Origin of the sequence: Streptomyces glaucosporus (assembly GCF_039533345.1) — a bacterium.
In the GTDB taxonomy this organism is placed as follows: Bacteria; Actinomycetota; Actinomycetes; order Streptomycetales; family Streptomycetaceae; genus Streptomyces; species Streptomyces glaucosporus.
Window position 1 is genome coordinate 37930 of record NZ_BAAATJ010000031.1, and the last position, 17344, is coordinate 55273.

General features: G+C 72.9%; 14 protein-coding genes. 12 read left to right on the forward strand and 2 right to left on the reverse strand.

What is annotated here, in order from left to right; translation table 11 throughout:
• The first annotated feature begins 89 nt into the window (after window positions 1–89).
• Both purN and purH read left to right on the forward strand, forming a co-directional pair.
• Window positions 90–743 (forward strand): phosphoribosylglycinamide formyltransferase, encoded by a 654-nt coding sequence (gene purN / locus ABD358_RS24820; RefSeq protein ID WP_425576411.1) that lies wholly within the window; start codon window positions 90–92, stop codon window positions 741–743.
• A complete protein-coding gene (purH, locus tag ABD358_RS24825) occupies window positions 736–2304 on the forward strand; it encodes a bifunctional phosphoribosylaminoimidazolecarboxamide formyltransferase/IMP cyclohydrolase (RefSeq protein WP_344633369.1) in 1569 nt (522 codons plus the stop codon). The genes purN and purH overlap by 8 nt, the downstream gene beginning before the upstream one ends.
• A 177-nt stretch (window positions 2305–2481) precedes the next feature.
• On the opposite strand, the gene ABD358_RS24830 is transcribed toward purH, so the two are convergent.
• Both ABD358_RS24830 and ABD358_RS24835 read right to left on the reverse strand, forming a co-directional pair.
• Window positions 2482–3057: a hypothetical protein gene (locus tag ABD358_RS24830; RefSeq protein WP_344633370.1), complete on the reverse strand. Its 576-nt coding sequence runs from the start codon at window positions 3055–3057 to the stop codon at window positions 2482–2484.
• Window positions 3058–3173: 116 nt separating this feature from the next.
• Window positions 3174–3932 (reverse strand): RDD family protein, encoded by a 759-nt coding sequence (locus ABD358_RS24835; RefSeq protein ID WP_344633371.1) that lies wholly within the window; start codon window positions 3930–3932, stop codon window positions 3174–3176.
• A gap of 413 nt (window positions 3933–4345) precedes the next feature.
• Here ABD358_RS24835 and ABD358_RS24840 point away from each other — a divergent pair, with 413 nt between their 5' ends.
• The 10 genes from ABD358_RS24840 to ABD358_RS24885 all read left to right on the forward strand — a co-directional run bounded on the left by ABD358_RS24840 (window position 4346) and on the right by ABD358_RS24885 (window position 17344).
• Window positions 4346–5215, forward strand: coding sequence for a bifunctional methylenetetrahydrofolate dehydrogenase/methenyltetrahydrofolate cyclohydrolase (locus ABD358_RS24840; protein WP_344633372.1), 870 nt, complete (start codon window positions 4346–4348; stop codon window positions 5213–5215).
• Entirely contained in the window at window positions 5205–5642 is a 438-nt protein-coding gene (locus ABD358_RS24845) for a DUF3017 domain-containing protein (RefSeq protein WP_344633373.1), read from the forward strand. Before ABD358_RS24840 ends, ABD358_RS24845 begins: the two co-directional genes overlap by 11 nt.
• A gap of 354 nt (window positions 5643–5996) precedes the next feature.
• The gene (locus ABD358_RS24850; RefSeq protein ID WP_344633374.1) at window positions 5997–6383 is read left to right on the forward strand and encodes a hypothetical protein; all 387 of its coding nucleotides are present in this window, start codon (window positions 5997–5999) and stop codon (window positions 6381–6383) included.
• A gap of 263 nt (window positions 6384–6646) precedes the next feature.
• A complete protein-coding gene (locus ABD358_RS24855; RefSeq protein ID WP_344633375.1) occupies window positions 6647–7636 on the forward strand; it encodes a malate dehydrogenase in 990 nt (329 codons plus the stop codon).
• Window positions 7637–7996: 360 nt separating this feature from the next.
• On the forward strand, window positions 7997–9481 hold the full coding sequence (locus ABD358_RS24860; RefSeq protein ID WP_425576413.1) for an aldehyde dehydrogenase family protein: 1485 nt from the start codon (window positions 7997–7999) through the stop codon (window positions 9479–9481).
• A gap of 130 nt (window positions 9482–9611) precedes the next feature.
• Window positions 9612–11216 carry a GMC family oxidoreductase gene (locus ABD358_RS24865; protein WP_344633377.1) on the forward strand — a complete coding sequence of 535 codons (1605 nt, stop codon included), beginning with the start codon at window positions 9612–9614 and terminating at the stop codon, window positions 11214–11216.
• The gene (locus tag ABD358_RS24870) at window positions 11213–12337 is read left to right on the forward strand and encodes a quaternary amine ABC transporter ATP-binding protein (RefSeq protein ID WP_344633378.1); all 1125 of its coding nucleotides are present in this window, start codon (window positions 11213–11215) and stop codon (window positions 12335–12337) included. Before ABD358_RS24865 ends, ABD358_RS24870 begins: the two co-directional genes overlap by 4 nt.
• Window positions 12334–14439, forward strand: a complete 2106-nt coding sequence (locus ABD358_RS24875; protein ID WP_344633379.1) for an ABC transporter permease subunit — start codon at window positions 12334–12336, stop codon at window positions 14437–14439. Before ABD358_RS24870 ends, ABD358_RS24875 begins: the two co-directional genes overlap by 4 nt.
• A gap of 71 nt (window positions 14440–14510) precedes the next feature.
• Entirely contained in the window at window positions 14511–15464 is a 954-nt protein-coding gene (locus ABD358_RS24880) for an ABC transporter substrate-binding protein (RefSeq protein ID WP_344633380.1), read from the forward strand.
• Window positions 15465–15628: 164 nt separating this feature from the next.
• Complete coding sequence (locus ABD358_RS24885; RefSeq protein WP_344633381.1) at window positions 15629–17344, forward strand: DUF262 domain-containing protein; 1716 nt, start codon at window positions 15629–15631, stop codon at window positions 17342–17344.

The window sequence follows — 17344 nt, forward strand, 5'->3', positions numbered from 1 at the left end:
TCCCCGGAAACCGTCGCCCCATGAACTCGTACGACCGCACAAAGACGCACCGCCCGCATCCGAGCCCGCATCCGAGAAAGAGCCTCGTCGTGGCTTCCGCTTCCCACTCGCCCGCATCCCACTCCCCGGCCCGCCTCGTGGTGCTGGTGTCCGGTTCGGGAACGAACCTCCAGGCACTGCTCGACGCGATCGCCGAGCGGGGGCCGGACGCCTACGGCGCCCGGATCGTCGCCGTGGGCGCCGACCGCGACGGCATCGCCGGACTGGAACGCGCCGAGCGCGCCGGGCTGCCGACCTTCGTCCGCCGGGTGGGGGACCACGACACCCGGGACGCCTGGGACCGCGCGCTGGCCGAGGCCACCGCGGCGTACGAACCCGACCTGGTGGTCTCCGCGGGCTTCATGAAGATCGTGGGCAAGGAGTTCCTGTCCCGGTTCGGCGGTCGCTTCGTCAACACCCACCCCGCCCTGCTCCCCAGCTTTCCCGGCGCCCACGGCGTCCGCGACGCGCTCGCGTACGGCGTGAAGGTCACCGGGTGCACCGTCCACTTCGTCGACGACGGCGTCGACACCGGCCCGATCATCGCCCAGGGCGTGGTCGAGGTGCGGGAGACGGACGACGAATCCGCGCTCCACGAGCGCATCAAGGAAGTCGAGCGACGGCTGCTCGTCGACACCGTGGGACGGCTCGCCCGCCACGGCTACCGCATCGAGGGAAGAAAGGTCATTCTCGGTCATGACTGAAGGGTCTGAGGGCACCAGGCGCCCGGTCCGCCGTGCGCTGGTCAGCGTCTACGACAAGACGGGTCTGGAGGAGCTGGCCCGCGGGCTGGACGCGGCGGGCGTGAAGATCGTCTCGACCGGCTCCACGGCCGCGCGGATCGCCGCGGCGGGCGTGGCCGTCACCCCGGTGGAGGAGCTGACGGGGTTCCCCGAGTGCCTGGACGGACGGGTGAAGACGCTCCACCCGCGCGTCCACGCGGGCATCCTCGCCGACCTGCGGCTGGAGGACCACCGGCGGCAGCTCGAAGAGCTGGACGTGGAGCCCTTCGACCTCGTCGTCGTCAACCTCTACCCCTTCCGGGAGACCGTCGCCTCCGGCGCCTCCCCGGACGAGTGCGTGGAGCAGATCGACATCGGCGGCCCGTCGATGGTCCGCGCCGCCGCCAAGAACCACCCGTCCGTCGCCGTCGTCGTCAACCCCGGCCGCTACGGCGAGGTGCTGAAGGCGGTCGAGAACGGCGGCTTCGACCTCGCGGCCCGCAAGCGGCTGGCCGCCGAGGCGTTCGCCCACACCGCCGCGTACGACGTGGCGGTCGCCTCCTGGTTCGCGGGCGAGTACGCCCCGGCCGACGACTCCGGCTTCCCCGAGTTCCTCGGCGCCGCCTACGAGCGCCGCAGCGTGCTGCGCTACGGGGAGAACCCGCACCAGCCCGCCGCCCTCTACAGCGACGGCAGCGGCGGCCTCGCCGACGCCGAGCAGCTGCACGGCAAGGAGATGTCCTACAACAACTACACGGACACCGAGGCCGCGCGCCGGGCCGCGTACGACCACGCCGAGCCGTGCGTGGCGATCATCAAGCACGCCAACCCCTGCGGCATCGCCGTCGGCGCGGACGTCGCCGAGGCCCACCGCAAGGCCCACGCCTGCGACCCGCTGTCGGCCTTCGGCGGCGTGATCGCCGTCAACCGCCCGGTGTCGGTGGCGATGGCCGAGCAGGTCGCCGAGATCTTCACCGAGGTCGTCGTCGCCCCCGGCTACGAGGACGGCGCGCTGGAGGTGCTGACCCGGAAGAAGAACATCCGCGTGCTGCGCTGCCCCGAGGCGCCGGCCGCGGCGGTGGAGCACAAGCCGATCGACGGCGGCGCGCTGCTCCAGGTCGCCGACCGCCTCCAGGCCGCCGGCGACGACCCGGCGACCTGGACCCTGGCCGCGGGCGAGGCCCTGGGCGAGGAGGAGCTGGCCGAGCTGGCGTTCGCCTGGCGCGCCTGCCGTGCGGTGAAGTCCAACGCGATCCTGCTGGCCAAGGACGGCGCCACCGTCGGCGTCGGCATGGGCCAGGTCAACCGCGTGGACTCCGCGAGGCTCGCCGTCCAGCGCGCCGGCGAGGAGCGGGCCCGCGGCTCGTACGCGGCCTCCGACGCCTTCTTCCCCTTCCCCGACGGCCTGGAGGTCCTGACGGCCGCCGGGGTGCGGGCCGTCGTCCAGCCGGGCGGCTCGGTCCGCGACGAGCAGGTGATCGAGGCGGCGAAGGCGGCGGGCGTGACGATGTACCTCACCGGGACGCGGCACTTCTTCCACTGATCCCGCAGGTTCCCGGGTCCCACCGGTTCCGGGCGGTTCCCGCCCCACCGGGGGCCGCCCGGGACCGGACGCGCCGGAAGGCCGCGCCCCACCGGACCGCCCGGTGGGGCGCGGCCTTCGCCGTCCGCGTCCCGTCCCCCGCGCCTCCGCGGCCCGGGAGGGGCCGTGCCGTGCGGTTCAGGTCCGCAGGCGGTTGAACCACGCCGCCGACTCGGTGGAGGACAGCAGCACGATGCAGACGATGCCGAGGACGATCCACAGGAACCCCAGCGGGAGCGTGGCCAGGCCGACCAGGATCAGGAGGGCCGACCAGACGATGGCCCCCACCCGCAGGCCGTTGCCGCCCCGCGGCATCTTCGCGGCCAGCACGAGGCCGGCGATGGCGTGGATCAGGAACAGGGTGAAGAGCGTGTAGTAGATGCCGGTGCCGATGCCCAGGTCGCCGTAGACGTCCTCCAGCCGGTTCTGCGCCGCGGCGAAGGTGACGATGGCCAGCAGGGAGAAGAGGGCCTGGATCCCGGCGGCGACGAAGAAGATCATCCGGGACGTGTTGACCTTGCTCGGCGCCGCTCCGGGCGGCGCGCCCCCCGGTCCGCCGTAGGGGTCGTACGGGCCGGACGGCGGGGCCTGCGGGTGGCCGCGGGGCTGCTCCCGGTCCTGGGGCGGGGGCTGGCCGGGCTGCTGGGGCGAGGGCTCGCCGTACGGGCTCTTCCGGTACGGGTCGTTCGGGGTGTTCGGGTCGGAGCTGCTCATGGCGGTTCCTCCGGGCGGTCGTTGCGGCGGGCCCGACGCGAAGGGCCGCGCCGCGGTCCCCCGCGGAGCGGCCCTCGTGCCCGCGCCCGAGCGCGGCGCCCGTCTGGCGGGCCGCGCTACTTCTTGATGACCACAGTGCCCGCTGCCCGGTCGTGCCATCCCTGCAATTTGCCCGAGTTGTCGAAGAACGGGGACAGGTAGACCAGGAGCTGGCCGATGCCGCAGAGGAATCCGCCGAGCACGGGGATGATGTAGCGGATGAAGCCGCCGCCGACGCCGGGGGCCCGGCCGTCGGCCTCCTTGACGATCTTCAGGCCGAGCGCCATCTTGCCGAAGGTCGCGCCCTTGACGGCCACCATCAGCCACTCGTAGACGAGGGTGACCAGCGCGATCAGCAGGATGGCCGTGAACAGGGCGCTCATCGTCGCGGCGAAGCTGTCGGCCGCGTCCTGGATGCTCCGGTCGACGCAGGCGTCGTAGCCCGGGTCCGTGTAGGCGCCGCAGTCCTCGATGTTCGAGCCGGCCTCGGCGCTGAGGCCGAGCGCGCTGCCCACACCGGCGATGAGGATGATCGCGTAGATCGCGCCGATGATCGCGCCGTCGATGAGGCGGGCCAGGAACCGCTGCCCCATCGTGGCGATCCGGACGGTGCCCAGGTGGGCGATGTTGATGTAGCCGTTGTTGGCCTGGACCGTGCCGGGCGGCGGGGGGTAGCCGCCGGGCTGCGGCGCGCCCTGCTGCGGGTACCCGTACCCCTGCGGGGGGACGCCCTGCGGCGGAACGCCCTGCTGGGGGTAGCCGTAGCCGGGCTGCTGCGGGGGCTGCTGGCCGTAGGGGTTCGGCGGCTGACCGCCGGGCGGCGGTGGGTAGCTCATGAGTGGTCTCCTCCGAGCGGACGGATGTGGGGACGGTTCGGGGCCGAGGTGTCCGGAGGACGTGCGGGGGACACCGAGCCGCCCCGCGGACGTGCCGCGTGGGAGCAGGTCGTGCGTGAGCATCCCCCCGTGCGCCGTGCCCTCGGCCTCCCTGCGGGCGCGGCGCCGCCGTCCATGCTGGTGAACGGGGGTGACGCTGTCCAGCCAAGATCGGGGACTGTGGCGAATCCGCAACGCACCGGGGACGCCCGCGCCGCTCCCCGTCTCCCGGGAGGCGCGGGACGCCTTCCCGGGACGGCCGGGGCGCCGTCCCCCTCCGGATCCGCGACGCCCCGGTCACGCACCGTACACGCGCCCTCGCCGGAGCGGAGGCGATTGGAGGCGGGGCGCCCGCATCCGGGAGGATGGGGGCCATGACCGCCCAGATTCTCGATGGCAAGGCCACCGCAGCCGCGATCAAGTCCGAACTCGCCGCCCGTGTCGAGGCCCTCAAGGCCCGAGGCGTCCAGCCCGGCCTGGGCACCCTGCTGGTCGGGGACGACGTCGGCAGCCAGAAGTACGTGGCGGGCAAGCACCGCGACTGCGCCCAGGTCGGCATCGCCTCCATCCAGCGCGAACTGCCCGGCACCGCGAGCCAGGAGGACATCGAGGCGGTCGTCCGCGAACTCAACGACGACCCGGCGTGCACCGGCTACATCGTGCAGCTCCCGCTGCCGCGCGGGGTGGACACCAACCGCGTCCTGGAGCTGATGGACCCGGCCAAGGACGCCGACGGGCTGCACCCGACGAACCTCGGCCGCCTGGTGCTGAACGAGCCGGCGCCGCTGCCGTGCACCCCGAACGGCATCATCGAGCTGCTCCGCCGCCACAACGTGGAGATCAACGGGGCGAACGTGGCCGTCGTCGGCCGCGGGATCACCGTCGGCCGCTCCATCGGCCTGCTGCTGACCCGCCGCACCGAGAACGCGACGGTGACCCTCTGCCACACCGGCACCCGCGACCTGGGCGCCAGGCTGCGCGAGGCGGACATCGTGGTGGCGGCGGCCGGGTCGCCGCACCTGATCCTGCCCGAGCACGTCAAGCCGGGCGCCGCCGTGCTGGACGTGGGCGTCAGCCGGGACGCGACGGGGAAGATCGTCGGCGATGTCCACCCGGACGTCGCCGAGGTCGCGGGGTGGCTCTCCCCGAACCCGGGCGGCGTCGGCCCGATGACGCGGGCGATGCTGCTGGCGAACGTCGTCCAGGCCGCCGAACGCGCCGCGGAGGCGGGCAGTGTCGGCTGACACCGGGAGGACCGGGCCGGGGGAGGAGACGGACGGGACGCCGCGCCGCTCGCGCCGGTTCCCCGTGTTCACCCGTGACACCGCTCCTCCCGAGGGCGGCGGGCGGGCGGCCCCCGGCGACGCCCCCGCCCCGGCGCGGCAGTGGCCGATCCTGTGCCTGCTGGCCGGGATGGTCACCGGTCTGCTGGTGACGCTCGGCAGCTTCCGCGCGGGCGTCCTGGTCATCGGCGCGACCCTGCTCGCCGGCGCCGTGCTGCGCTGGACGGTGCCCTCGGTGGGGATCCTGGCGGTGCGCTCCCGCTTCACGGACGTGGTGACGTACGGCGTCCTGGGCACGGTGATCGTGCTGCTGGGGATGATGGCGCAGCCGAATCCCTGGCTGGAGCTCCCCTTCCTGGAGCGGATCGTTCACTTCACGATCCGCTAGTCTTCACCGGCCCGCGGCGGCCCGTTCCCCCCGGTGGGGTACGGGCCGCTCGCATGTACGGGGCCGGGTGGGACAATGTCCCGGATTCGCTTCCGCGCACCCGGCCGGGAACCGCCGTCCCGGTCCTCCGCATCACCGCGGGCACGGTCGGCGCGCGGGCCCGGAGCCGGACGGCACGGGACCGGACGGGCGAGCACGGGTGCACGAGGGGGGCAAATGCCGCTGTGGGAACCGGACGGACGATCCCGGGACCGCGCCGGGACGCGGCCCGGCGGGACCGGGGGGACCGCCGGGGCGGCGGGAGCCGCCGGAACCGGGCAGGCCGGTCAGGCCGAGGGGACCGGGGAGCGGACCATGGCGCTGCGCGTGCCGCGGGACGCCCGGGCCGCGGAACCCGGACGGCCCGCCTCCCCGCACGCCTCCCCACCTGCCTCCCCGCCCTCCCCCCAGCCCGCCGGCCGGGCGTCCGGCGGGCGGCACCGCGCGGCCCCGCCGGAGACCGGGGGACGGAGCCCGGCCGCGGCGCTCGCCGCGGGAGCCGTCAGCGTGCTGGTGCTGGTGGTCCTGGCCGTGTACGTCCTCTCCCAGCGGGAGAACGGCGAGTTCCCCACGATCCGGCCGGCCTCCCCGCACGCCGCGGAGACCGCGGCGGAGGAGACCGCCGACGGTGCGGGCGGCTTCGGCGGGGCGTACGCCCCTTCGGCTGCCACGGCGGTCTCCGAGGCCCCGTCAGCCGGGTGACGGACGTGGCCGGTTCGGGACGGTGACCGGAAGATGCCGGAAGACGGCCGAGAACGACCGGCATGGAGACGGAAATCCGGGGCAGACGCATTCCACAACCCCCCACGGGTGCGGTAACCCCCCGGCAGCCGCCCGCTTCTCCCCCCGGAGCGGGCGGCTGCTTCCGTGCCCGCTCCGTCGGATAGCCTGACGCCAGGTCTCTTGATGTAGAGATACATTGATTGGAGACCCAGCCGCCACTGTCAGGTACTACGGAGACCGCCATGACCCGCACTCCCGTCAATGTCACCGTCACCGGCGCCGCCGGCCAGATCGGCTACGCGCTGCTGTTCCGCATCGCCTCCGGTCACCTCCTCGGCGCGGACGTGCCGGTCGCGCTGCGCCTCCTGGAGATCCCGCAGGGGCTGAAGGCCGCCGAGGGCACCGCCATGGAGCTGGACGACTGCGCCTTCCCGCTGCTGAAGGGCATCGAGATCACCGACGACCCGAACAAGGCGTTCGACGGGGCCAACGTCGCCCTGCTCGTCGGCGCCCGTCCGCGCACCAAGGGCATGGAGCGCGGTGACCTGCTGGAGGCCAACGGCGGCATCTTCAAGCCGCAGGGCAAGGCCATCAACGACCACGCCGCGGACGACGTCAAGGTCCTGGTCGTCGGCAACCCGGCCAACACCAACGCCCTGATCGCCCAGGCCGCCGCGCCCGACGTACCGGCCGAGCGGTTCACCGCGATGACCCGCCTGGACCACAACCGGGCGCTGTCGCAGCTCGCGAAGAAGACCGGCGCCCCGGTGGACGAGATCCGCAAGCTCACCATCTGGGGCAACCACTCCGCGACCCAGTACCCGGACATCTTCCACGCCGAGATCGCCGGCAAGAACGCCGCCGAGACCGTCAACGACGAGAAGTGGCTGGCGGAGGAGTTCATCCCGACCGTCGCCAAGCGCGGCGCCGCCATCATCGAGGCCCGCGGCGCCTCCTCGGCCGCCTCCGCGGCCAACGCCGCCATCGACCACATCCACACCTGGGTCAACGGCACCCCGGAGGGCGACTGGACCTCCATGGCCGTTCCCTCGGACGGCTCCTACGGCGTCCCGGAGGGTCTGATCTCCTCCTTCCCGGTCGTCTGCAAGGACGGCAAGTACGAGATCGTCCAGGGTCTGGAGATCAACGAGTTCTCGCGGACGCGCATCGACGCCTCCGTCAAGGAGCTGGAGGAGGAGCGCGAGGCCGTCCGCGGTCTCGGCCTCATCTGACAGGCTCCGAACGGACCGGCCGGAAACCGCCGGTCCGCACGGCTCGCACGGCCCCGAGGCCCCCGGCTCCCCGCCGGGGGCCTCTTCCGTGTGCCCGGCGACCGCCCGGACGGGCCCGTACACGCATCGGCGAACATGGGCCGTATCGCCCGCTATGACCGTTAATTGCCGACATCACATTGGATTCCTTTACATACCACCCGGTAGATCATGCATCCATTTGTGAGGAGCCCCACTTGTCGGGGATTCCCAGGCATGGATTCCGGCCACCGGGGCAGGGCTCGGTCTCGTTCGGCTCCGGCCGGACACCGGAAACACCCCGTGAGGAAGGCAGTGCACACCGTGTCGGCAACCGAGACGATGTACATCGACGGCCGCTGGCGCCCGGCCGCATCAGGCGCCACCAGGGAGATCCTCGATCCGGCCGACGCGACGGTGCTCGCGGTCGTCTCCGAGGGCGGCGCCGAGGACACCGACGCCGCCGTCGAGGCCGCCCGCCGCGCCTTCGACACCGGCGACTGGCCCCGCACCCCCACCGCCGAGCGGGCGGCGCTGCTGCGCCGCGTCGCCGACCTCCTCCAGCGGGACCGCGAGGAGATCGCGCTCACCGAGTCCCGCGACACCGGCAAGACCCTGGAGGAGGGCCGCACCGACGTCGACGACGTCACCGCCGCCTTCCGCTACTTCGCCGACCTGGCGGTGAACACCTCGGGCGGACGCGTGGTCGACGCGGGCAGCGCGGACGTCCACAGCGTCGTCGTCCACGAACCGGTCGGGGTCTGCGCCCTGATCACCCCCTGGAACTACCCCCTCCTCCAGGCGAGCTGGAAGATCGCCCCGGCGCTCGCCGCGGGCAACACCCTCGTCGTCAAGCCCAGCGAGATCACCCCGCTGTCCACGGTCCACCTGCTGCGGCTGCTGGCCGAGGCGGGGCTCCCGGCGGGCACGGCCAACCTCGTCACCGGCCCCGGCGACCCGGTCGGCGCCCGGATGTCCTCCCACCCCGGCGTGGACCTCGTCTCCTTCACCGGCGGCCTGGCCAGCGGCACCAAGGTCGCCGCCGCGGCGGCCGCGACCGTGAAGAAGGTCGCCCTGGAACTGGGCGGCAAGAACCCCAACGTCGTCTTCGCCGACGCCTGCGCCACCGACGAGGGCTTCGACACCGCCGTCGACCAGGCCCTCAACGCCGCGTTCATCCACAGCGGCCAGGTCTGCTCGGCCGGCAGCCGCCTCATCCTGGAGGAGTCGGTCCACGACCGCTTCGTCACCGAACTGGCCCGCCGCGCCCGCCTCATCCGGCTGGGCCGCGGCACCGAGCCCGGCGTCGAGTGCGGCCCGCTGGTCTCCCAGCAGCAGCTCGACAAGACCGAGGCGTACGTGGCGTCCGCGCTGGCCGAGGGCGCGGTGCTGCGCTGCGGCGGAAAGCGGCCCGAGCCGTCGGAGACGCGCCCGTCCACCGGCTACTTCTACGAGCCCACCGTGCTCGACCGCTGCACCCGCGAGATGCGGGTGGTCCGCGAGGAGACCTTCGGCCCGATCCTGACCGTGGAGACCTTCCGCACCGAGGACGAGGCCGTGGCCCTGGCCAACGACACCGAGTACGGCCTGGCGGGCGCCGTCTTCTCCGCCGACACCGCCCGCGCCCGCCGGGTGGCCGCCCGGCTGCGCCACGGCACCGTGTGGATCAACGACTACCACCCGTACCTCCCGCAGGCCGAATGGGGAGGGTTCGGAAAGTCCGGCGTCGGACGGGAGCTCGGCCCCACGGGGCTCGACGAGTACCGCGAGGCCAAGCACGTCTACGAGAACCTGCGGCCCGCCCCGGTCCGCTGGTTCGCCGGCTGAACGCGCCCGCGTCCCCGACCCTCCACACCCCCGGGACCCCCTGACACCCCCTGACATTCCTGACACACCGGAACGCGGACGGGGGACGACACCAGGCGCCCCGTCCGCACCCCCTACTGGAGCAACACCCATGACCAGCCATGCCCACACCTACGACTACGTCGTGATCGGCGGCGGTACGGCCGGATCGGTGATCGCCTCCCGGCTCGCCGAGGACCCCGACACCACCGTCGCCGTCATCGAGGGCGGCCCCTCCGACATCGACCGGGAGGACGTGCTGACCCTGCGCCGCTGGCTCGGCCTGCTCGGCGGCGACCTCGACTACGACTACCCCACCACCGAGCAGCCGCGCGGCAACTCCCACATCCGGCACAGCCGCGCCCGCGTGCTCGGCGGCTGCTCCTCGCACAACACCCTGATCTCCTTCAAGCCGCTGCCGTCGGACTGGGAGGAGTGGGAGGCCGCCGGCGCCAAGGGCTGGAACGCCATCGCGATGGAGCCCTACTACCACCGGCTGCGCAACAACATCGTCCCCGTCGACGAGAAGGACCGGAACGCCATCGCCCGCGACTTCGTCGACGCCGCCCAGGCCGCGCTCGGCGTGCCGCGCGTGGAGGGCTTCAACGCCAAACCGTTCCACGAGGGCGTCGGCTTCTTCGACCTCGCCTACCACCCGGAGACCAACAAGCGCTCCTCGGCGTCCGTCGCCTACCTCCACCCCCACATGGAGGCCGGCGACCGCCCCAACCTCCACCTGTGGCTGGAGACCTGGGCGTACCGCCTGGAGTTCGGCGGCGACGACGGCCGCCGCGTCACCGGCGTCCACGTCCGCACCGCGGACGGGGAGGAGACGCTGATCCGCGCCGGCCGCGAGGTGGTGCTGTGCGCGGGCGCCGTGGACACCCCCAGACTGCTGCTGCTCTCCGGCGTCGGACCGGCCGGCGACCTGGAGGCGCTGGGCATCCCCGTCGTCCACGACCTGCCGGGCGTCGGCGAGAACCTGCTCGACCACCCCGAGTCCGTCATCGTCTGGGAGACCGACGGGCCGATACCCGAGAACTCGGCGATGGACTCCGACGCGGGCCTGTTCGTCCGGCGGGACCCGAACTCGCCCGGCCCGGACCTGATGTTCCACTTCTACCAGATCCCCTTCACCGACAACCCCGAGCGGCTGGGGTACGAGAAGCCCGCCCACGGCGTGTCGATGACCCCCAACATCCCCAAGCCCCGCAGCCGCGGCCGGCTCTACCTCACCAGCGCCGACCCGTCCGTCAAACCGGCCCTGGACTTCCGGTACTTCACCGACGAGGAGGACTACGACGCCCGCACCCTCGTCGACGGCATCCGCATCGCCCGGGAGATCGCCGCGACCGAGCCGCTGGCGTCCTGGCTCAAGCGCGAGGTCTGCCCGGGGCCGGACATCACCTCCGACGAGGAACTGAGCGAGTACGCCCGCAAGGTCGCGCACACCGTCTACCACCCCGCCGGCACCTGCCGGATGGGCGCGGCCGACGACGAACTGGCCGTCGTCGACCCGAGCCTGCGCATCCGCGGCCTGGACGGCGTCCGCATCGCCGACGCGTCGGTGTTCCCCACCATCACCGCCGTCAACCCCATGATCGGCGTGCTCATGGTCGGGGAGAAGGCCGCCGACCTGCTCCGCGACGACCGGCCGGAGCCCGGGGCCGCACCGGAATCCGAAGCCCCCGCCACGACACCGGGAGGTGCCGCATGACCGCCGCGACGACCACCGAGACGACCACCGGAACGACCACCGGGACGACCACCGGCCGGGTGTTCTCCGTCCGCGGCCTGTGGAAGGTCTTCGGCCCCGGGGCCGACCGCGTCCCCGGCGACGAGTCCCTGACCGGGCTGTCCGCCGCCGAGGTCCGCGAGCGGACCGGCTGCACCGCCGCCGTCCGCGACGTCTCCTTCGACGTCGCCCGCGGCGAGGTGTTCGTCGTCATGGGCCTGTCCGGCTCCGGCAAGTCCACCCTCGTGCGCTGCCTGACCCGGCTCGTCGAACCCACCAGCGGCACCCTCCGCATCGACGGCGAGGACGTCCTCGCCATGGACCGGGGCCGGCTGCGCGAACTGCGCCGCCGCCGCGCCGCCATGGTCTTCCAGCACTTCGGGCTGCTGCCCCACCGCAGTGTGCTCGACAACGTCGCCTACGGGCTGGAGATCCAGGGCGTGGGGAAGGCCGAACGCCGCGCCCGCGCCGCCGAGATGATCGAGAAGGTCGGCCTCGCCGGACTCGCCGGCCGCCGCCCCGGCCAGCTCTCCGGCGGCCAGCAGCAGCGCGTCGGCCTGGCCCGCGCCCTCGCCGTCGACCCCGAAGTGCTGCTGTTCGACGAGCCGTTCAGCGCCCTGGACCCGCTGATCCGCCGCGACATGCAGGAGGAGGTCATCCGCCTCCACCGCGAGGAGGGCCGCACGATGGTCTTCATCACCCACGACCTGACCGAGGCGCTGCGCGTCGGCGACCGCATCGCGCTGATGCGCGACGGCGAGATCGTCCAGCTCGGCACCCCCGAGGAGATCGTCGCCGAACCGGCCGACGACTACGTCCGCGACTTCGTCCGCGACGTGCCCCGCGAACAGGTCGTCACCGTCCGCCGCGCCATGCGCCCGGCGCTGGCCGGCGAGGCCGACACCGGGGTCGCCCTCGCCCCCGGCACCGTCGTCGCCGACGCCATCGAGGCCGTGGCGCGCAGCGGCGGACACGCCCGCGTCGTACGGGACGGCCGCCTCCTCGGCGTCGTCGACCACGCCCGGCTGCTGGCCGTCGTCGCCGGACTGGACCCCGATGCCGGAGGGGCCGGCACCGGCGGCCGGGAGGTGGTGGCCGGATGACGGCCGTCGCGCCCACCCCCTCCACGACCCCGAAGTCCCCGGGCACCCCGGACACCCCGGAGTCCCCGGACACCCCGGAGGAACGGGCCGCGTCCGCCGAGGCGGGCCGGCGGAAGAAACCCCCGGCGCCGCCGGGCGCCCCGCGCCGCCTCGCCGACCGCGTCGGCGGACGGACCACCGGGCGGAAACTCCTCGTCCTCGCCCTCCTCGCCGCCGTCGCGGTCCCCGCGGCCGCCACCCTGTGGGGCAGCGGAAGCTGGCCCACCGCCCTGACCTACGACGTGCGGGCGCCGCTGGACGCGCTGAACGGCTGGATCGTCGACAACCGCGAATCCCACTGGCTGTTCCTCTACTTCCTGCTGCACATCAGCAACAACACCCAGTACGCCGTCGACGGCGTGTTCGCCTTCCTCGACGGGCTCGGCTGGCTGGGCGTGACCGCCGCCGCCGTGACCGCCGCCTGGTACGCGGGCGGCGCGGACCTCGGCCGTCGCGCCCTGCGCACCGCCGCCACCGCCCTGGGCGCCTTCGCGGCGATCGGCCTGCTGGGCATGTGGGAGCCCGCCATGGACACCCTGGCGCTGATGGTCGTCGCGGTCGCCGCCTCCGCCGTCCTCGGCGCCCTCCTCGGCCTGCTCGCCGGCGTCTCCGACCGCTGCGAGAAGCTGCTGCGCCCGGTGTTCGACACCATGCAGGTGATGCCGGCGTTCGCCTACCTGCTGCCGTTCGTCCTCCTCTTCGGCATCGGCGCCCCCTCGGCCCTGATCGCCACCGTCATCTACGCGGCCCCGCCCATGGCCCGGCTCACCTCGCTCGGCCTGCGCGAGGCCGACCCGGCCGTGCTGGAGGCGTCCACCTCGCTGGGCGCGAACCCCTGGCAGCGGCTGTGGACGGCCCGGCTGCCCCTGGCCCGCAGGCAGATGCTGCTGGGCCTCAACCAGACGATCATGATGTGCCTGTCGATGACCGTCCTCGCCTCGGTGATCGGCGCGGGCGGCCTGGGCGACGAGGTCTTCACGGCCCTGTCCAGGGTGGACGTCGGCCAGGCGCTCGCCCCCGGCGTCGCCATCGTGCTGATCGCGGTCTGGCTGGACCGCACGACCGCCGCCGCCGGAGCACGGCTGGACGACACGTCCCCGTCCGGCCCCGCGGGCCGGGGACGCGCCTGGTCCGTCCGGGCCGGCGCCCTCGCCGCGGTCGCCGCCGCCGCGGCGGCCGGCGCCGCCGTCGGCAGGGACTGGCCGGGGAGCTGGACCGTCAGCGTGTCCGTCCCCGTCAACACCGCCGTCACCTGGGTCACCGAGCACCTCGGCTCGGGCATCCCCGTCGTCGGCGGCACCATCGCCTGGTCCGAGAACTTCGCCCGCTGGGTCCTCAACCCGCTGCGCGACGGGCTCCAGGGCACTCCCTGGTGGCTGCTGCTCCTGGCCGTCGCGGCCCTCGCGCTGGCGGCCGGCACCTGGCGCACCGCCCTGACCGCCACCGCCGCGCTGGCGGCGGTCGGCGTGATGGGGCTGTGGTCCGGCTCGCTCGACACCCTCTCCCAGGTGCTCGCCGCGCTGGCCCTCACCCTCCCGCCGGGCTTCGCCATCGGCGTCCTGGCCGCCCGCGCGGCCCGGGTGGAGCGGGCGATCCGCCCGGTGCTCGACGTGATGCAGACGATGCCGCAGTTCATCTACCTGATCCCGGTGGTGGCGCTGTTCAACGCCAGCCGCACCGCGGCCATCATCGCGGCCGTCGTCTACGCGCTGCCCGCCGTCGTCCGCATCACCGTCCAGGGCGTCCGGCAGATCGACCCCGGCGCCCTGGAGGCGGCCCGCTCCATGGGCGCCTCCCCGCTCCAGCAGCTGTGGCAGGTCCAGCTCCCGCTGGCCCGGCCCGCCCTGCTCCTGGCCGTCAACCAGGGCCTCGTCCTCGTCCTGGCCATCGTCGTCATCGGCGGCCTGGTGGGCGGCGGCGCGCTCGGCTACGACGTCGTCTACGGCCTCCAGAAGAGCGAACTCGGCGTCGGCCTCACCGCCGGCGCGGCCATCGTCTGCCTCGGCGTCGTCCTGGACCGGATCACGCAGCCCGCCGCGGCCCGGCGGCCCGGCGGCCGGTGACGGGCCCCGGCGGGGACCCCGGTCCCCGCCGGAACCGGCACCACGGACGACACCGCGGAAGGACACCCGACATGAACACCAGACACGTCCGCACCACCCTGGCCGCCGGGGCGAGCGCCCTCGCCACGGCGCTCCTCGGCGCCTGCGGAGCCGCCGACACCAACATCTCCGCGAGCGACGGCATCGTCACCATCGCCGTCCCCTCCTGGGTGGGCGCCGAGGCCAACGCCGCCGTCGCCAAGCACGTCCTGGAGAAGGAGCTCGACACCAGGGTCAAGATCATCCAGATGGACGAGCCGGTCGCCTGGGACGCCCTCGGCAGCGGCAAGGTCGACGCCCTCCTGGAGGACTGGGGCGGCGTCTCCAAGAAGGAGGAGCTCTACGTCGAGGAGAAGAAGACCGTCGTCCCCGGCGGCGACCTCGGCGTGGTCGGCCACATCGGCTGGTTCGTCCCGAAGTACTTCGCCGACGAGCACCCCGACGTCACCCACTGGAAGAACCTGAACAAGTACGCCGACGAGCTGAGGACCACCGAGAGCGACGGCAAGGGCCAGATCCTGGAGGGCTCGCCCTCGTACACCACCCACGACGACGCGATCATCGAGAACCTCGGCCTGGACCTGAAGACCGTCTACGCGGGCAGCGAGGCCGCCCAGATCACCCAGATCAGGAAGTACGTCAAGGAGAAGAAGCCGTTCCTGACGTACTGGTGGACGCCGCAGTGGCTGAACGCCGAGGTCGAGATGGTCGAGGTCGAGCTGCCCGAGTACACCGAGGGCTGCGACGCCGACCCGGAGAAGGTCGCCTGCGCCTATCCCGAACTGCCGCTGCAGAAGTACCTCAACGCCGACTTCGCCGAGAAGGGCGGCGACGCCGCGGAGTTCATCAAGAGGTTCCGCTGGTCTACCGAGCAGCAGAACCAGGTCGCCAAGTGGATCGCCGGCGACGGCATGTCGTCGGAGGCCGCGGCGGCGAAGTGGGTGGAGGAGAACAGGGACACCTGGGAGAAGTGGCTCCCGAAGTGACCCGGCCCACGCCGTGAGTCCGCGGGCCCGGAACGCGCACGCGTTCCGGGCCCGCGGTGTTCCCGGCCGGCCCGGTGGAGGGAACCGGGGGCCGGAATGGGATTGCCTGTCTCCGGCGAACCGACAGAATTGGCCGCAGTGCTCGACCGGGAGGGACGATGACCATGGGAACCGCAGGCCTGGAGACCCAGCCCAGCGCGACGACGTACGAACTGGGCGATCTCGTTGCACAGGCCTGGAGCGGAAAGGTGCACGTCCCCCACTTCCAGCGTGATTTCCGCTGGACGACCAAGGACGTGCTGAGGCTGTTCGACAGCATCGTCAAGGGCTACCCGATCGGGAACCTGCTCCTCTGGGTCCGCCGCACACCCGAGCGCTCCTTCACGCTCGGCTCCCTCCGGATCGACGCCCCGGCCTACGAGGAGGCGTTCTGGGTGGTCGACGGCCAGCAGCGCATCACCAGCCTCGCCAACGCCCTCCATCCCGAGGGGCACCTGCACGACCCGTTCGCCGTCTACTACGACCTCGCGGAGCGGAAGTTCATCTCGCAGCCGAAGACGCGCGAGCCGCAGCACGTCGCCCTGCCCATCCTCTTCGACCTGAAGAGGCTCCTCGCCTGGTTCCGCACCGAGGGCGAGGCCGTTCTGCACCTCTTCGACGAGGCGGACCGGGTCGCGACGGCGCTCCGGCAGTACAAGGTGCCCGCCTACCTCGTCCGGCAGGACGACCTCGACGTCCTGACCGACATCTTCGACCGGATGAACAACTACGGGAAGCGGCTCAACCGCGCCGAGATCTTCTCCGCCCTGTACGCGGGGCCGGAGGACGGTGCGGAAGAGCGTCTGAACCTGTCCCGCATCGCGGACAGGCTGGCGTCGCGGACCGGGTTCGGCACCATAGACACGGACACCATCCTCGCTTCCATCCTGGCCCGGCGAGGGCCGGACCCCGCCCGGGACATCCGCAACGAGTTCACGTCCGCCGGCCGCCGGACGGCGCCGGAGTTCGAGAACGAGGACCAGGACACCGCGTACGCCGAGGGCGAGGAGGCGCTTGTCCGTGCGATCTCCTTCCTGCAGAACGAGGCCGGCGTCCCGCATCTCTCCCTGCTCGCCTACCGGGCACTCCTCGTCGTACTGACCCGCTTCTTCGCGCACTTCCCCGCGCCCGAGGCCAACACACTGCGCCTGCTGCGGCGCCTGTACTGGAGGGTGGCGGTGTCGGGCCCGGCCGTGTTCAAGGGGAGTTTCACGCAGGTCAGCCGAGTGCTGTGTGCCCGGATCCGCAAGGGGGACGAGCACGGTTCGGTCAGGGGCCTGATGGACACCATGGCCGAGGCTCCCCGCTCCCTCCCGACCGTCGAGCGGTTCCGCACCAACGAGGCGGCGGCGAAGATAATCCTCAGCGCGTGGTGGTCGCTGCGCCCGCGTTCCCTCATGACGGGCGAGCCGTACGACGCCCAGGACCTCTCGACACTGCTCGGAGACCAGAAGACGGCGGCCACGGCGGCACACGTGATCTTTCCGCGGGGGCTGACCGCTCAGCAGCAGCTGTACGCGGGCAACCGGATCTTCCTTCCCACGGCCACCGATCCGGTGTCGGAGATCCCGGTGATGCTGATGCGCCAGCCCATCGACCTCGACGACCGGACCTGGGACGCCGTCCTCGCCTCGCACGTCATGAACCGCGAGGCGACCGGGCTCCTGGCCGACGGCGATCGCGAGGGCTTCCTGCACATCAGGCAGGAGCTGATCGCGGGGCAACTGTCGGACTTCCTCGATCGCATGGCGGAATGGGACTACGAGGACACACCGTCGCTGGAGACGCTCGACTTCGACAACCTCGACGAGCTGGAGGGCGGTGACGACCACTCGCTCTGA

Excerpts from the sequence above, each read along its gene's own strand:
- purH (WP_344633369.1), top strand. The coding sequence starts at position 736 with ATGACTGAAGGGTCTGAGGGCACCAGGCGCCCGGTCCGCCGTGCGCTG.
- ABD358_RS24830 (WP_344633370.1), bottom strand. The coding sequence starts at position 3,057 with ATGAGCAGCTCCGACCCGAACACCCCGAACGACCCGTACCGGAAGAGC.
- ABD358_RS24835 (WP_344633371.1), bottom strand. The coding sequence starts at position 3,932 with ATGAGCTACCCACCGCCGCCCGGCGGTCAGCCGCCGAACCCCTACGGC.
- ABD358_RS24840 (WP_344633372.1), top strand. The coding sequence starts at position 4,346 with ATGACCGCCCAGATTCTCGATGGCAAGGCCACCGCAGCCGCGATCAAG.
- ABD358_RS24850 (WP_344633374.1), top strand. The coding sequence starts at position 5,997 with ATGGCGCTGCGCGTGCCGCGGGACGCCCGGGCCGCGGAACCCGGACGG.
- ABD358_RS24855 (WP_344633375.1), top strand. The coding sequence starts at position 6,647 with ATGACCCGCACTCCCGTCAATGTCACCGTCACCGGCGCCGCCGGCCAG.
- ABD358_RS24860 (WP_425576413.1), top strand. The coding sequence starts at position 7,997 with ATGTACATCGACGGCCGCTGGCGCCCGGCCGCATCAGGCGCCACCAGG.
- ABD358_RS24865 (WP_344633377.1), top strand. The coding sequence starts at position 9,612 with ATGACCAGCCATGCCCACACCTACGACTACGTCGTGATCGGCGGCGGT.
- ABD358_RS24870 (WP_344633378.1), top strand. The coding sequence starts at position 11,213 with ATGACCGCCGCGACGACCACCGAGACGACCACCGGAACGACCACCGGG.
- ABD358_RS24875 (WP_344633379.1), top strand. The coding sequence starts at position 12,334 with ATGACGGCCGTCGCGCCCACCCCCTCCACGACCCCGAAGTCCCCGGGC.
- ABD358_RS24880 (WP_344633380.1), top strand. The coding sequence starts at position 14,511 with ATGAACACCAGACACGTCCGCACCACCCTGGCCGCCGGGGCGAGCGCC.
- ABD358_RS24885 (WP_344633381.1), top strand. The coding sequence starts at position 15,629 with ATGGGAACCGCAGGCCTGGAGACCCAGCCCAGCGCGACGACGTACGAA.